The following is a 15567-nucleotide window of genomic DNA, read 5'->3' as shown; positions in this document are numbered from 1 at the left end:
AGCAACAGGGTGTCTTGGCTCCTCCATAACCGCATACTACACCATGTGGTCGGTTGAGTAAAGTGCATACCCACTTAAAAGAATTATTAGTTTAACCATTAAGCAGGATCATTAGTTAGGGTTTTCTGCGAAATTTCTGGCACAACCAACAGATTTAGACCTTTAATTCCCTGAACCACAACCGTTTCACCGCTATGAATTGTTATGTCCTTTTCCACTACTTCGGCTTTCCACAACTCTCCCTTTACAAGAATTTTACCTTTTGGTTTAAGCGATTTCTTTACAATTCCTTTTTTACCCACCATTGAAAACCAGTCTTTCTGGTAATCTGGATCATAAAAGCGGCCAATAAACGGATATAGAGCGATGTCTTTTAAAATCCAAATACCTATGATAATTAATATCGCATACCCGTGTATTTTCAGAAAATGCTGCAGAATGAGTAAGATTAAAATCAGTATAAAGAGGTCCGGTAATTGAAAAAGCGCATACCTAAAAATAACCCGAAGTGAACGCCTTAAGAACTTATTGTTAAGTTTCATCGTTACATATTTAGAGGCTGAAAAGTGTAAACCATTGGGTTTTTACCGTTGATTCAGGATCTGCATGGACAGTAGAATTGGAAGAATCTGCAATTAAAGAGGGACCGTCTGTTTAGCCAATCTTTTGTGATTTATGAAGGCGGCACCCGGAGTCGAGCCAGGGGATTACGGAGTTGCAATCCGCTGCCTTACCACTTGGCTATGCCGCCATATAATTGTAACCATACCTTTTTGATACTGGCTGAATATCGGCATAAAAAAAGGGGCTTAGGAATGATCTAAGTCCCTGTTATTATTATGGTAGCGGGGGCTGGATTCGAACCAACGACCTTCGGGTTATGAGCCCGACGAGCTACCAGACTGCTCCACCCCGCATTGAAGAATTGAACTTTTAACTGAATTAAAGACGTCTGTCAAGTGCAATTAATTCAGGATCATCTCCAAATTAGTCGATAATCCTGAAAAGATTCAAGGAGCCGAGGGGTCCGGGGTTCAAGTGAAATGCAAATAGGCTGGAAAGCAGGAGGCTATAAGGCAGGATGCTGGGAAACCAACAAAAAGCGGGGGGATTAATTGGGAGAAAAGTTACGACCCCGGCAGCAGTCCCATCACCTTTTCCATAATGCGCTTTTTTTCTGTTTTGGAACCATTATCGTTTTCATAGCGAAGCAGGATTCGCTTGGTGCGGCTGCTGTGGCCGGAAAGAATTTCAAGTGAAGCCGGGGGGATTTTGAGGCATTTTGCCAGGTATTTAAGGCACATCCGGTTGGCGGCCCCTTCCACCGGCGGGGCGGTCAGTTTTATTTTGAGGGCGTCACCATAAAGGCCCGCTATCATGTTCTTGGATGCCTTGGGCTGCACAAAAATTTTAAAGACGAGCCCTTCGGGTTTTTCGGTAATGGCAAACATCTTAATAGAGGGTTCCAGGATTCCAGGGGGTCAAGGGTCGAAAACAGCAGATAAGCCATTATGTTTTCAAAATTTAAGAGACAGGCGCAAGGCTCATGGCACACGGAAAGCCCCCCTCTTTTCCCTTCGCCGTAAGCCCTGAGCCGTTAGCCGGGTTCTTTTCATCCCCCCTTTTTAATGGCATCAATAATGCGGCTGGATGAGATTTCCTCGGTAACCTTTACCAGGGCCACCCGGCCGCCGTGCTTTTCCACCAGGTCGTGTCCGAATACCTCGGCCGCCTCATAGTTGCTCCCTTTGGTGAGAATGTCGGGGCGCAGGCTTTCAATCAGCCGGGGCAGTTCCGCATCGGCAAAAACCACCACATAATCAATGCTGTCCAGTGCGCTCAGGATCCGGACCCGCTCCTGGGCCAGCAGGACCGGCCGGCCGGCCCCTTTGAGTTTTTTAACTGAGGCATCATCATCAAGGGCGACAATCAGCACATCGCCCAACTGTCGCGACGCTTGAAAGAGCCGGATGTGCCCGGCATGCAGCAGATCAAAACAGCCGTTGGTCAAAACGATTTTTTTTCCCTGCTTTTGAAGCTCACCGACTATCTCAGCAAGTTCCGACAAGCTTTTATGCTTCCGGGCGGCAGCGTCATCCGGCGGGTTGATTGCGTCGGCCAGCTCTTTGGGCGACACGGTTGCCGTCCCCACCTTGCCCACAACGATGCCGGCGGCCGTATTGGCAACCCCGGCCGCCGACCTTAACGATGCCCCTGCGGCCAGCGCCAGCCCCAGGACCGCCAGAACGGTATCGCCGGCGCCGGAGACATCAAACACCTGGCGGGCTTCGGCCCGGATCTGAAAAGGCTCCTCGCCTTTTTCAAACAACACCATGCCGTCTTTGCCGCAGGTAATCAGAAGATTTTCAATTTTGAGGGTTTTAAGCAGCCGCTCACCGGCTTCAATAGGCGTTGCCGGCGTTATCATCTCTATTCCCGCTGCCAGGGCCGCCTCTTTCAGGTTCGGTGTCAGCAGGGTCACGCCGTTATACTTGTCGAAATGAATCCCTTTGGGATCGGCAACCGTCCTTTTCCCCAGGCCCCGTGCAATTTCAATTATCCGGCTAAACAGCGCCGGCGTCACCACCCCTTTGCCGTAATCCGAAATAAGGACCATATCGGCCGCAGCGATGCCGGCTTCCAGGTCGTCGGTCAGCTTTAAGAAGGTTTGGGCGGAAATCTCCCGGCGGGTTTCGTGATCGATGCGCAGGACCTGCTGGCTGGCCGCAATCACGCGGGTTTTGCGCGTGGTGGGCCGATCTTTCTCCCGTATGACCGCGCCGGTGTCGACACCCAGGTCTGCAAACTTTTTGAGCATGAGGTCGCCATGGCTCCCGCTGCCGATAACCCCCATAACGGAAACGCCTGCCCCCAGGCTTCTGAGATTATTCACTACATTGCCGGCGCCCCCCAGGGTATAGCCTTCGGATTTAACCGAAACGACCTGAACCGGCGCCTCCGGCGATATCCGCTCCACCTCGCCCCAGATATATTCATCGATAATCAGATCGCCGATCACCAGTATGTTGCAACCGCTGAATTTTAATAAGTCCATGAGTCTACACCTTGAGAGCTTTGCATAACGCCCCCTTTCGCTCAATTTCAGCGTCAGACTCAAATTTTAATCCTCGAAATACACCCGGTATTCCTGTGGTTAAAATTTTCGTCTTCCTTGAACTTAAACGAAATTGTGCATTTTTCAAAGGCCTCACCTTTGGGAGTATTTTTGAAAAAATGACTTCTTGTTATAATGAAAGACTTTAAGAAATTGTCTTATGAACTGGCAGAAAAGTTTTGCAATCGAAACATTTAAAATCCCCCCTCGCCCCCCTTTAAAAAAGGGGGGATGGGGGGATTTTACAAGGTTCAGGCGCAGGCTTCTTTGCTGTGGGCGGCAATCAACTCCAGTAAAAATGTCGGGGGACGTATGACTTTGCCGCTGCCGTTAAGGCAGGCGTGCTTCGTGTACCCCTGCACCAGGAGCTTTTTACCGTCCTCTCGAAATATGCTGTAATCAAATTTGAACCCCGCCCGGACACCGGTGTCCAGGGTGGTTTCAATCACAATCAGGTCGTCATAGCGGGCCGGCGATTTGTATTTGCAGAAAGCCTCGGAAACCGGCAGATAAACGCCTTTGGTTTCAATGGACTTGTAGGTGATGCCCAGGAACCTGAACATCTCGGTGCGGCCCACTTCAAACCAGCGCAAATAATTGGCGTAATAGGCCACGCCCATGTTGTCGGTATCGCCGTATATGACCCGGCTGGTGGTTCGATGGCAAAGCATGTCGTTCTTTTATTAGTTCCGTTCTGTTAAGCGGTTTTGATGAAAATTATCAGCCTGCTCCCAATCTGGTAGAAAGAAGGGTTTGGAAACGCCATGCGTTTCGCTTGGAGGCCAGGATGCTTGGATGCTATGATGCAGAAATTTCCTTATAAACTTCCCAGCTTCCCAGCTTTATAGCCTATTTCCCCTGACCTCCGACCTCTGACACCTGTAATCCCTTCATTTTCCCAAAATCGGTTGCATCAGCTTTTTCAGATCTTTATAAGCATCGGCCACCGGCAGGTCCGGGTATTCCGCCCGTACATTCTGGGGCGGCCGAAAGAGGATGCCCGTGTCGGCTGCCTGGATCATGGTAATATCATTATAAGAATCCCCCATGGCGAGGACCTGGTAGTTGAGACTCTTGAGCGCCACAATGGCCTTGCGTTTGCCGTCCGGCTGGCGCAGGACATATCCGCTGATGGCGCCGTCGCTGTCCACTTTCAGGGAGTTGCAGAACAGGGTCGGCCGGTTGAGTTTTTGCATGAGCGGACCGGCAAATTCAACAAACGTATCTGAAAGAACGATGACCTGGGCGGTGGATCTCAGCCAGTCTAAAAATTCCAGCGCGCCATCCAGGGGGTCCATGCCGCTGATGACTCCGGTGATATCGGCCAGTTTCAGTTTGTTTTCCTTGAGGATGGCGATCCGCCTTTGCATGAGGATATCATAGTCAGGTTCATCACGCGTGGTGAGCTTCAGCGCTTCGATCCCTGTTTTTTGGGCCACGCTGATCCATATTTCCGGTACAAAAACACCCTCCAAATCCGAGCAGACAATATACATAAAGCGTTATCCATTCATAAAAAAGTGGTGTTCAGAACAATCTTGAAAGCAAGAAAATACATCCAATTCCGATACATATTTAGAATTTAAGCATACAGGAGTATTGGAATAATGGAATATTGCAGATAACCTTTTACTCCATTAATCCGTTATTCCATCATTCCAAATTGCTTCGTGCAGATACCGGCTTAATAACCGATTCATCAGCTTCTGACAAACATTTACTGTTATATTAGACCAAAAGACAACCATCTAATCCTGGCCTTCTTCATCTTCGATCCGGATGACGACCGGCCGGGCACTGACCGCCGACAGGGAGGTCATCTTAAACAGGGCTTTTTTCACATCCGCTTCCTTGGCCAGGTGCGTCACCATCACAAGCGGTACGGACCCGTTTGTTTTGCGGCCCTTTTGATGGACCGACTTGATGCTGATGTCATGTTCCCCCAGTATGCCGGATATCTTGGACAAAACGCCGGGTTGGTCCAGGGCGGAGAAGCGAATATAATAGTGGGTAAAAATTTCTTCCACCGACAAGACCGGAACCTTGCGGATTCTGTCGGTTTGAAAGGAAAGGAGCGGAACCCGTCCCACAGACCCGCACATCAGATTGCGGGCCAGATCCACCGTATCGCTGAGCACCGCGCTGGCAGTGGGCATCATCCCGGCGCCATGGCCGGAAAGCAGGATATCACCGCTGGCGTCCGAGGTGATCGTCAGCGCGTTGAGGGTGCCGTCCACATTTGACAGGATATTGTCGATGGGGATCATGGTGGGATGCACCCGCGCTTCAACCGCATCGCCCTTATCCTTGCTGATGGCCAGCAGCTTGATCCGGTACCCGAACTGCTCTGCAAATTCAATATCCATAGGGGTTATCGCTGAAATCCCCTCGATGTAGATATCGTCAAAATTGAGCTCCATGCCATATGCCAGGGATGATAAAATCGCCAGTTTGTGGGCCGTATCGAATCCTTCCACATCCAGGGTCGGATCGGCCTCGGCAAACCCGCCGGCCTGGGCTTCCGCCAGGGCGGCGGCAAAGGTGCTTTTTTCATGGGTAATTTTGGTAAATATATAATTGCAGGTGCCGTTGAGAATGCCGATCATCGACTTGATCCGATTGGCCGCAAGGGATTCCCGAATGGTTTTTACCACCGGCATGCATCCGCCGACGCTGGCTTCAAACGCAAGATCGACCCCTTTTTGCGCGGCGGCCTTGAGGATGGTATTGCCCTGCTTGGCCAATAGCGCCTTGTTGGCCGTAACCACTGGTTTGCCGTTTTCGATGGCGCGCAATATCAGGTCTTTGGCGATCCCTTCGCCCCCGATCATTTCCAGAATGATATCGATCTGGGGATCATCGACCACCTGCCGGGCATCCGTAGTCATGACGCCGTCATCGAAACGCACCCCCCGGTCCCTGTCCGGATCGATGTCCGCCACCCGTTTCAGAATGATCTCAGCCCCCACCCGGGAGCGGATCAGTTCCCGGTTGTCCAGCAGGAGCCTGGCAACACCGGTGCCCACGGTGCCGCAACCCAGCAGACCGACGTGAATCTTTTTCATAAAACCCGTTCCTCCTCACATAACCTTGCGAATGCCCCGCAGTGCCTGATTGATGCGCATGTTATTTTCAATCAGGGCGAAGCGGACATATTCATCGCCGTATTCACCAAAACCGAGCCCCGGAGAAACCGCCACCTGGGCCTCTTTGATCAAAAACTTGGCAAATTCCACCGACCCCATTTTCCTGAACTGTTCGGGGATTTTAGCCCATACAAACATGGTCCCTTTGGGGCTGTTGATATGCCAGCCGGCCCGGTTGAGCCCCGATACCAGCGCATCCCTTCTCTCGCGATACGTCTCACGGATTTCCGACACGCAATCCTGGGGGCCGTTCATGGCGATAATGGATGCGATCTGAATCGGCTGGAAAATACCGTAGTCGAGGTAGCTTTTAATACGCCGCAGGGCCGCCACCGTCTCTTTGTTGCCCACGCAAAAGCCCACGCGCCAGCCCGGCATGTTATAGCTTTTTGACAGGGAGAAAAACTCCACCCCCACATCCTTGGCCCCTTTGGCCTGCAGAAAGCTGGGTGCGGTGTAGCCGTCAAAGACAAGGTCTGCGTAAGCAAAATCGTGGATGACCATAATGCCGTGTTCCTTGGCATAGGCGACGATCTTTTCAAAAAATTCAAGATTGACCACCTCTGTGGTGGGGTTGTGGGGATAGCTGATTATCAACAGTTTGGGCCGGGGCCAGGTTTGCCGGGTCGCTTGAATCAGGTTGTCGAAAAAGTCACAGTCCGGTCCCAGCGGGATCCCGCGAACATCACCGCCGGCTATAATGGCGGAATACGGATGTATGGGATAGGTCGGGTTCGGCGTAAAGACCACATCCCCGGGACGGATGGTCACCAGAACCAGGTGCGACATCCCCTCTTTCACACCGATGGTAACGATGGCTTCGCTTTCGGGATCGATATCGACATCATAGCGTCGTTTGTACCAGTCGGCGATGGCCACCCGCAGCCGGGTAATCCCCATGGAAGCTGAATAGCGGTGATTGTGGGGCTTCTGTGAAGCTTCTACAAGCTTTTCCACAATATGGGGCGGCGTTCCCATGTCCGGATTTCCCATACCCAGATCTATGATGTCTTCGCCCGCCCGCCTGGCCTCCATCTTGATATTGTTGACCGTGGCGAACACATAGGGCGGGAGCCGGTCCAGTCGTGCAAATTGCGTCATCGAAATTAACCTTTCAAAAAAAATGGCGTCCTAAAAATGAGAATGGTGTATCATTACAACACGATTGGGGCGATGTCAAAATTTGTTTTGACTTTTACCCTAAACCGGTTTAATTTTTTTTAGATTTATTACGGGACTTTAAGCTGTCGGCGTTTCACCGGAGGCCTTCATGGAATCAGGAAGTTGGAAAGAGGCCCCATAAAATCGGATTCTGCCAAGCGTTTTTAGAAGCCATTTAAAAACCGCTGCAGACAGGTCGATACCCCTATTTAAATTTCAGGAGACAATATGAGCAAATCGTTAACATATGCGGATGCCGGAGTCGATATCGACAAGGCCAATAAATTAATCGCGACGATTGAAAAAATTGCCAAAAAGACCCGCAGTTCGGGGGTCCTTGGCGAAATTGGTGGTTTTGGCGGTCTTTTTTCCCTGAATATCGCCAATATCGAACGACCCGTCCTCGTCAGTTCCACCGACGGCGTCGGAACCAAACTCAAAATCGCCTTCATGATGGACAAGCATGACACCATCGGCATTGACCTCGTGGCCATGTGCGTCAACGATGTGGCCGTCCAGGGCGCCAAGCCCCTTTTCTTCCTCGATTATTTTTCAGTCGGCAAGCTGAAAAAAAGAGTTTTTACCGAAATCATCACCGGTATCGGCCGGGGCTGTCAGATCGCCAAATGCGCCCTTCTCGGCGGCGAAACCGCTGAAATGCCGGGCCTCTACAAAAAAGGCGAATATGACCTGGCCGGGTTTTCAGTGGGTATTGTGGATAATGACAAAATTATTGGCGGTTCCGAAATTCATGTCGGCAACATCCTCATCGGCATCGCTTCCAGCGGTCTTCACAGCAACGGATACTCCCTGGCACGCAAAATCTGCTTTGATGTACTCAAATTGACGCCTGAAGCCAATATCCCGGAGTTCGGCCGCACCCTGGGTGAAGAACTGCTCACTCCCACCAAGATATATTCCGAGACCATCCAGAACATCATCCGGGATCTGCCGGTCTTGGGACTGGCCCATATTACCGGCGGCGGCATAACCGACAACCTCCTGCGAATTATTCCCCAAGGCTGTAAAGTGCTTATCCGCAAAGACAGCTGGGAGGTTCCCCCTGTTTTCCACTTTCTGCAAAAAGGGGGCAATGTTGCCACGCCGGAAATGCTGCGGACCTTCAACAACGGCATCGGTCTGATAGCCGTCGTGCCTGAAAAACACGCCCAGGACATCTACGAACGGCTCAACGGCATGAACGAACGCGCTTTCATTATCGGTGAAATTGTCGAACGCAAAAGTTCACGCAACCGACTGTCATGGGTTTAATCCTCTATCCCATTTCAGCTTTTGCGATTTGCCTGGCATTGACGCCGCTGGTTCGCGCTCTCTCCGTTCGTAAAGGCTGGATGGCGTATCCCCAAAAAGAGCGCTGGCACAAAAAGCCCACGGCGCTGCTCGGCGGCATTGCCATTTTCACCGGCATCGTCGTTCCCCTGTTTTTTTTGTCCGACTATGCTTCGCTCCGGCCTGCGTTGACATCCATCACCAGGGGGGGGCACCCGCCCGCCATCGCTACGGTCATCTCCATGGGAACCCTCCTTTTGTTTATGCTGGGGCTGATTGATGATTTCATCCATATCAAGCCGCATACCAAGCTGATCGGCCAGATTCTGGCGGCATCCATCGTGACCTTCCTGGGGTTTCGGCTCCAGTGGGTCACATCCCTGACCATCGACACCACCCTGACCATACTCTGGATCATCGGCATCACCAACGCCTTCAACCTGCTGGACAACATGGACGGCCTTTGCGCCGGCATCGGATTGGTGGCAGCGTCCTATCTGGCGGTGTTATTCGCGGGCTCCCAGCCGGAAGCCGCCCTTGTCGCCATGATTCTAGCCGGATCGCTGGCGGCTTTCCTGTTTTACAACTTTAACCCCGCTTCCATCTTCATGGGCGATTGCGGCAGCCTTCTGATCGGATTTACCCTGGCGATCCTGGGGCTCCATTATTCCGGATCAGGCGGCGACAATCGGCTGTCCGCAATTGCGGTGCCGATTATGGTCTTGATGGTTCCCATTTTCGATACCACCCTGGTGACGCTCATTCGAGTTTTAAGCGGCCGCAAAGCCTCCGTGGGGGGCAAGGACCATACCTCGCATCGCCTGGTACTGATGGGCTTCAGTGAAAAAAGGGCCGTCCTGTTTTTATACGGCACTGCGGCCGTGTCCGGTTTGGCCGCCCTTTTTGTGAGCAAAACCGACACCCTGACTTCGCCCGTAGTCATTATTCCGCTGGCTCTGTCCATTCTGCTCATGGGCGTTTATCTGGCCCAGTTGCGCGTATATCCCGAGAAAGAGTTTTCACGTCTGCGGGACCGCACCTTTACCCCCATGCTGGTGGAGCTGACCTATAAACGCCAGATGCTGCTGGTCCTCCTGGATTTGTTCCTGATCGCATTCAGCTATTATCTGTCGTATCGCCTCCGGTTTGATTCAGATCAATTTCCCTATTATTTCAGGGTTTTTTTGCAGTCATTGCCCGCAGTGATCGCCTGCAAGCTCCTGGCGTTTTTTGCCATTGGGATCTATCGCGGCATCTGGCGATACATGGGCGCCAACGATGTGGTTGTATACTTAAAGGCCTCAGCCGTCGCATCGCTCCTTTCGGTTGCGGTGGTCACATTTATATTCCGCTTCAGAGACTTTTCAAAGGGCATCTTCATCATCGACTGGGTCTTGACTACCGGACTGCTGCTGGGCACCCGCGGCTCGTTCCGCCTCCTTACGGAAAGCTTTAAACGCAAAGCTTTGCGCGGAGATACGGTCTTGATTTATGGCGCCGGCCGCGGCGGTGAAATCCTGATGCGTGAACTGCTCAATAATCAACGGCTCAACATAAAGCCCATGGGATTCATCGATGACGATCCCTTGAAAGCCGGCAAAAAATTCCAGGGCTATCCCGTTTGGGGTACATTTGCCGACCTGGCCGCGCTGCAAAAAAAACTCGGGTTCGGCGGCGTGCTGATATCTTATCACCACAAAGATCCGGAAAAGTTTCATCAGGTTGTCGACTACTGCAGGGAAAACCGCCTTTTTTTAAAGCGGTTCTCCATTCACATTGACGATGTCGATCTGGAAAGCTGATGGGCGTATGAGCTGATAAGCTGATGAGTTGTTAAGTAAGAAAAGATATGCGATTAGATCAGAACATGGCTAACGGCTCAGGGCGAACGGCGCACGAAAAAGAAGGGAACTTTTTCCATGCGCCTTGTGCCGTGCACCTTGCGCCCAGTCCTTAAACGTTCATAGCTTATGTACCCTCAAATCCTGGATCTCTTTCTGCCAACTAATTAGAAAAAGAACCTTAAGATTTTATGCGAATACTTGGAATAGAAACCTCCTGCGATGAAACCGCAGCAGCCGTAGTGGTTGATGGAACCCGGATCTTATCCTCGGTCGTGGCTTCCCAGATCGACGTCCACCACCGTTATGGCGGCGTCGTACCGGAGCTTGCGTCCCGCAAGCATATTGAGGCCATCGTTCCGGTGGTCACCGAAGCCCTCGACAAGGCCGATGTCGGGCTGGGTCAACTGGACGGTCTTGCCGTCACCCAGGGTCCCGGGCTGATCGGCTCCCTCCTGGTCGGTTTTTCTTATGCCAAGGCCCTGGCTTACGCCCTTGCGCTTCCCTGGATCGGCGTCAATCATCTGCAAGGCCATATCCATTCGGTCTTTTTGCAGCCTTCCCCGCCGCCGTTTCCGTTTATTTCCCTGCTGGTATCCGGCGGGCACACCAATCTTTATTATGTCACCGATTATTTAGAGATGGACCTGCTGGGCCAGACCCGGGATGATGCGGCCGGAGAAGCCTTTGACAAGGTTGCCAAAATGCTGGCGCTGGGATATCCCGGCGGGGTTGCCATCGACGAGCTGGCCCGCGCCGGGGACCCCGCAAAAATTGAATTTCCCCGCGCCTTCCTGGACAAATCCGGTTTTGAATTCAGTTTCAGCGGCATTAAAACAGCGGTCAACCGTTACATCCAAACCCATCCGGAAAAATACAAAGCGCAGCTGGCCGATATTGTGGCCGGCTTCCAGGAAGCGGTAGTGGACGTACTGACCTTTAAGGCCGTCCATGCCTGTCTGCAAAAGGGGTGTCAACATCTTGCGCTGGGGGGCGGTGTGGCCGCCAACAGCCGGCTTCGCGAGCGCATCCGGATGGATGCCGCCCGGGAAGGGCTCACGGTTCACCTGCCGCCCCTGGCGCTTTGCGGCGACAACGCCGCCATGATCGCAGCCGCGGGGTATCACTATCTGAAAGCAGGCCGGGTCTCGGATATGCAAGCGGATGTTTATTCAAGGGTAAAGTAAAGAAGCCTGCCCCGGCGTGGATTAGCCTTACTGGAATTTCATACACTTGCTGAAATTACAAATATCAACTTCCAAATATCAAATAAATTCCAATGACCAAAATTCGAAAATCCAAACAATTTTTCGTTGTGAAAAGTTTTGGTCATTGAACATTAAAATTTGAGGTTTGTTTGTAATTTGGTCTTTGGAATTTGTATTTTTAAACTGCCGCCAGGTACTTTCTTTTCAGCTTCAATATTCTCCGGACCGCTTCAGTCCCCTCCCGGGCATCAATGGTCTTATCCGCATAACCCTTCAGCAGGATTTCAAAAGCCGTTTCTATTCGAGGCCCTTCGTGGCAGATGAGGGTGATGTCGATGCCCGCTGCGATGATCCTTTCCATGACCGTATGGATATCGTAATATTTTACGATGGCCCCCATGTCCAGATCATCGGTCAGGATGACCCCCTCGAACCCAAGCCGCTTTCGCAGCAGATTCTTTGCAATCTCCACCGATAGACTTGCGGGCCAGGCATCGTCGATTCGGGTATAGACAACATGGGAAAGCATCATGCCGGCCACGTGGTTGGCAACGGCGTTTTTAAACGGCACCAGATCGAATCGGTTCAGGTCGTTGAATTCCGCATCCAGGACGGGTCTGTCCCCATGCGAATCCAGGGTGGTCCGGCCGATACCGGGAAAGTGTTTGGCAACCGCCATTATGTTTCGCTGCTGAAGGTGTGAAATGACCGTCAGACCGAGTTCGGAAACCCAATCCGGGTCGGGTCCGAAGACCCTCTCGGCCATGATGCCGCCAAACCCTTCCGGCACGACATCCAGGACCGGTGCCAGGTTCATGTTCACCCCGATAGCCGCCAATTCGGCCGCCGTCACCCGCCCGAATTCAGCCGCATCGTCCACTCCCTCCATGGCCGGATTCCCGGCAAACTGGGTAAAGGGCGTTTTGAGCCGCGCCACTGTTCCGCCTTCCTGGTCAATGGCGACAAAAAGAGACGGCTGGCCGCTCCGGCGGGCGTATTCCTGAATCGATTGGCAAAGCTGCGTGATCTGCCCGGGACTGTCGATATTTTGCGTAAACAGGATCACACCGCCGACCTTAAGGGTATCGATATAAAATTTCAGCGTTTGGCTGAGTTCAGTCCCCTCGAAACCCACCATCAGTCGCTGGCCGGCAGCCTGTTCGGCTGATAACGATTCAACATCCATTGGTTTAAGTCCTTTCTCTCGCAAATGCGATTTATCGATTCAACTGATATTTGCGCACAGCCCGGTTATGATCGGCCATGTTCGTGGAAAATTGATGGGAGCTGTCATTTTTCGATACAAAATACAGGTAATCGGTATCAGCCGGATATAGGGCCGCTTCCAGCGCCCGGGCCCCCGGGTTGGCAATCGGGCCGGGCGGCAGCCCCCTGATGCGATAGGTATTGTAGGGCCGCTCGGCTGCCAGATCTTTTCGGGTTATGTTTCCATTAAACCCCTCGATACCATAAATGACGGTGGGATCACTTTCAAGCCGCATCCGTTTTTTCAGCCGGTTGTGAAAAACAGACGAAATCAATGGGCGCTCGGCCGGCAACCCGGTCTCTTTTTCAATAATGGAGGCCAGCGTCACAATCTCATGTACGGTAAAACCCAACGCATCAGCCCGCTTTTTCCAATCCGGCAGAAATACCGAAAGAAACCGGCGGACCATGGTGTCCACTATCTTCCCGGGGCCGATGTCTTTGGGAAAATAATACGTATCCGGAAACAGATAGCCTTCAAAGGTCTCGGCCTTGATCCCCGCGGTCTTTACCCGGGCGGGATCACCGGCCGCCGCCAGGAAGTCCTGCGCACTTGTGAGGCCTGCTTCAGCCACCACTGCCGCGATCTGCCGCATGGTGTAGCCTTCCGGAGCGGTGACCTTATAAAGCAACACCTTACCGGTGACCATCATTTCAAGTATTTTGGCCGGTGTCAGCCTGGCGGAAAACAGATATTCACCGGCTTTAACCCGCTTGTCATACCCCTTGATGCGCGCCAGAAACGAAAATTTAAAAGGGCTTTGAATAATCCCGTATTCAAACAGGCGTTGGGAAATCGATTTTAGTCCTTCCCCCGGTTTAACCGCAACGACCTTCTCTACGGCGCTTTCCCCGGCCGGCAGCTTTGCGAACTTTAAAAGGCTCAGGTAAAAGCCCGCAGCGGCGGCAACAAAAAAAATAAGGGCAGATGTAATGATGATAAATATTTTTTTCACAAAGGAATCATATGCCAAAGTCCCGTTTTTTGTCAAAGGCGGAATAATGGCGAATAATATATTTGTTCAGCCAAAGAGTTCCATACCATCCTAAAAATGGCGGGAAAGATAATTGAAAAACCATTGAGCGCAACTTCTTTATTCACTCTTTTCGATTTGTTTTATTAGATCATTGAAGATGATATGGTGAAAGGGCGGAAACATGTACCAATAGATTTTTCCGGTAAGGCCCTTGGGCTGATAATAGGCATTCACAGACAGTCGATTTATGCCCTCTTCCCTAATGATGCGAAACTCCAGCCATGCCTTGCCAGGCAACTTCATCTCGGCTCGCAAGAGAAGCCTTTCGTCCTGCTTTAGATCCTCGACCCGCCAGAAGTCAATCACATCATTGATTCTCAAGTCGCTGTAACTTCTTCTTCCGCGCAAGGTGCCTACTCCCATAAAGATCCGGTCCACGATACCCCTTAACCGCCACATCCAGTTATTGTGAAACCAGCCCTTTTTACCCCCAATCCTGCAAATGTGACGGAAAAGGGAATGGGCGCTCTTCTCCGTAAGGAGAGAGTATGAACTGATGTAGCGGGGAGGCAGTTCCAGCTCATGAAGCTTTATGGCCAGGTAGTGCGCGGGCGGGTAGGCATCTGACCACCTTGTATGCACATTGTCCTGTTCATCCCGCGTCATGGCCCTCACGACGGCCTCTTTAATTGAAAAAGGCTGGAACGGCAAATACCGGGCGATATCGTTGTTCTGACAGACGACCCTGTTTTTTACGCCTTCAAGCAGACACCAGATGATTTGGCCGGGCACCGGGGTAAAAAGGTTCGCCAGGTAGGCGTAGGGTCCGATCCATGACAATGGCGACGGTATGAAAATATTCTTTTTACCCAAAAGATCGGATAGAATCCTCAGCATCATTTCATAGGTCAGGATATCACGCCCGCCGATATCAAAGGCTTTCCCGGCTGTTTCGGGGGTTTCAAGCACGCCGACAAGGTACTTGATTACGTCCCGAATTCCAATCGGCTGACATTCAGTCTTTGCCCAATAGGGGATGAGAAGGATGCGGAAATTTTTGGCCAGATGCTTGATAAGTTCATACGAGGCGCTTCCTGAACCAATAATGATGGCCGCGCGAAGGACCGTCGTCTGGGCGTTTGCGCGTTTGAGCTCCTCGGCAACTGCCATCCTGCTTCTCAGATGCGGAGAAAGAGGCGTTTGGATATCGCCAAGTCCTCCAAGATAGATGATCCGCTTGACATTTTTATGCCCAGCCGTTTTCCCAAAATTTATGGCTGCTTGAATTTCTATGGACTCAAATACTTCCCGGCCACAGAGCATCGAGTGGATCAGATAAAAGGCCGTGTGAATTCCGTCCAATGCTTTTCTCAGACCGTCCACATCCATGGCATCCGCCCCAACGATTTTAGCATTGGGCCACCGTTCCTTATGTTCGGGAGAGGCCACTCTTACCATGACCCGGACTTGGTATCCTCTGGCAAGCAGCTCGGGAACCAATCGTCCTCCAATATAACCGGTGGCGCCGGTGACAAGAATTTTTCCAATTTCCGGTTGCGGTCT

General features: G+C 51.7%; 13 protein-coding genes and 2 tRNA genes. 3 read left to right on the top strand and 12 right to left on the bottom strand.

What is annotated here, in order from left to right; genetic code table 11:
• Positions 1 to 98: 98 nt before the first annotated feature.
• The 9 genes from P1P89_18590 to alaC form a co-directional block, all read right to left on the bottom strand.
• Positions 99 to 542 (bottom strand): NfeD family protein, encoded by a 444-nt coding sequence (locus P1P89_18590; protein MDF1593520.1) that lies wholly within the window; start codon positions 540 to 542, stop codon positions 99 to 101.
• A gap of 137 nt (positions 543 to 679) precedes the next feature.
• Positions 680 to 751 (bottom strand) — tRNA-Cys (locus P1P89_18585).
• Between the two features lie 89 nt (positions 752 to 840).
• Positions 841 to 917, bottom strand: a tRNA-Met gene (locus P1P89_18580).
• Positions 918 to 1127: 210 nt separating this feature from the next.
• On the bottom strand, positions 1128 to 1451 hold the full coding sequence (locus P1P89_18575; GenBank protein ID MDF1593519.1) for a DUF167 domain-containing protein: 324 nt from the start codon (positions 1449 to 1451) through the stop codon (positions 1128 to 1130).
• 161 nt (positions 1452 to 1612) lie between these two features.
• Positions 1613 to 3055, bottom strand: a complete 1443-nt coding sequence (gene rfaE1, locus P1P89_18570; protein MDF1593518.1) for a D-glycero-beta-D-manno-heptose-7-phosphate kinase — start codon at positions 3053 to 3055, stop codon at positions 1613 to 1615.
• A 311-nt stretch (positions 3056 to 3366) separates the two neighbouring features.
• On the bottom strand, positions 3367 to 3786 hold the full coding sequence (locus tag P1P89_18565; protein ID MDF1593517.1) for a thioesterase family protein: 420 nt from the start codon (positions 3784 to 3786) through the stop codon (positions 3367 to 3369).
• Between the two features lie 219 nt (positions 3787 to 4005).
• A complete protein-coding gene (thrH, locus tag P1P89_18560; GenBank protein MDF1593516.1) occupies positions 4006 to 4611 on the bottom strand; it encodes a bifunctional phosphoserine phosphatase/homoserine phosphotransferase ThrH in 606 nt (201 codons plus the stop codon).
• Between the two features lie 252 nt (positions 4612 to 4863).
• Positions 4864 to 6180, bottom strand: a complete 1317-nt coding sequence (locus P1P89_18555) for a homoserine dehydrogenase (protein MDF1593515.1) — start codon at positions 6178 to 6180, stop codon at positions 4864 to 4866.
• A 15-nt stretch (positions 6181 to 6195) separates the two neighbouring features.
• Positions 6196 to 7362 (bottom strand): alanine transaminase, encoded by a 1167-nt coding sequence (gene alaC / locus P1P89_18550; protein MDF1593514.1) that lies wholly within the window; start codon positions 7360 to 7362, stop codon positions 6196 to 6198.
• Positions 7363 to 7650: 288 nt separating this feature from the next.
• Between alaC and purM the strand changes: the two genes are divergently transcribed.
• The 3 genes from purM to tsaD all read left to right on the top strand — a co-directional run bounded on the left by purM (position 7651) and on the right by tsaD (position 11740).
• Positions 7651 to 8694, top strand: coding sequence for a phosphoribosylformylglycinamidine cyclo-ligase (purM, locus tag P1P89_18545; protein MDF1593513.1), 1044 nt, complete (start codon positions 7651 to 7653; stop codon positions 8692 to 8694).
• Positions 8685 to 10514, top strand: coding sequence for a glycosyl transferase (locus P1P89_18540; protein MDF1593512.1), 1830 nt, complete (start codon positions 8685 to 8687; stop codon positions 10512 to 10514). Before purM ends, P1P89_18540 begins: the two co-directional genes overlap by 10 nt.
• A 230-nt stretch (positions 10515 to 10744) precedes the next feature.
• Positions 10745 to 11740: a tRNA (adenosine(37)-N6)-threonylcarbamoyltransferase complex transferase subunit TsaD gene (gene tsaD, locus P1P89_18535; protein ID MDF1593511.1), complete on the top strand. Its 996-nt coding sequence runs from the start codon at positions 10745 to 10747 to the stop codon at positions 11738 to 11740.
• 199 nt (positions 11741 to 11939) lie between these two features.
• On the opposite strand, the gene nagZ is transcribed toward tsaD, so the two are convergent.
• From nagZ to P1P89_18520, 3 genes are all read right to left on the bottom strand, one after another.
• On the bottom strand, positions 11940 to 12947 hold the full coding sequence (gene nagZ / locus P1P89_18530; protein MDF1593510.1) for a beta-N-acetylhexosaminidase: 1008 nt from the start codon (positions 12945 to 12947) through the stop codon (positions 11940 to 11942).
• A gap of 31 nt (positions 12948 to 12978) precedes the next feature.
• Positions 12979 to 13983, bottom strand: coding sequence for an endolytic transglycosylase MltG (gene mltG, locus P1P89_18525; protein ID MDF1593509.1), 1005 nt, complete (start codon positions 13981 to 13983; stop codon positions 12979 to 12981).
• A 138-nt stretch (positions 13984 to 14121) separates the two neighbouring features.
• A partial coding sequence (locus tag P1P89_18520) for an SDR family oxidoreductase (protein MDF1593508.1) occupies positions 14122 to 15567 on the bottom strand: 1446 nt, incomplete at its 5' end.

The sequence above is a fragment of the Desulfobacterales bacterium genome, from assembly GCA_029211065.1.
Classification (GTDB): domain Bacteria; phylum Desulfobacterota; class Desulfobacteria; order Desulfobacterales; family JARGFK01; genus JARGFK01.
The sequence above is the reverse complement of the archived record's forward strand: the minus strand, read 5'-3'. Positions and strand labels throughout refer to the sequence as shown.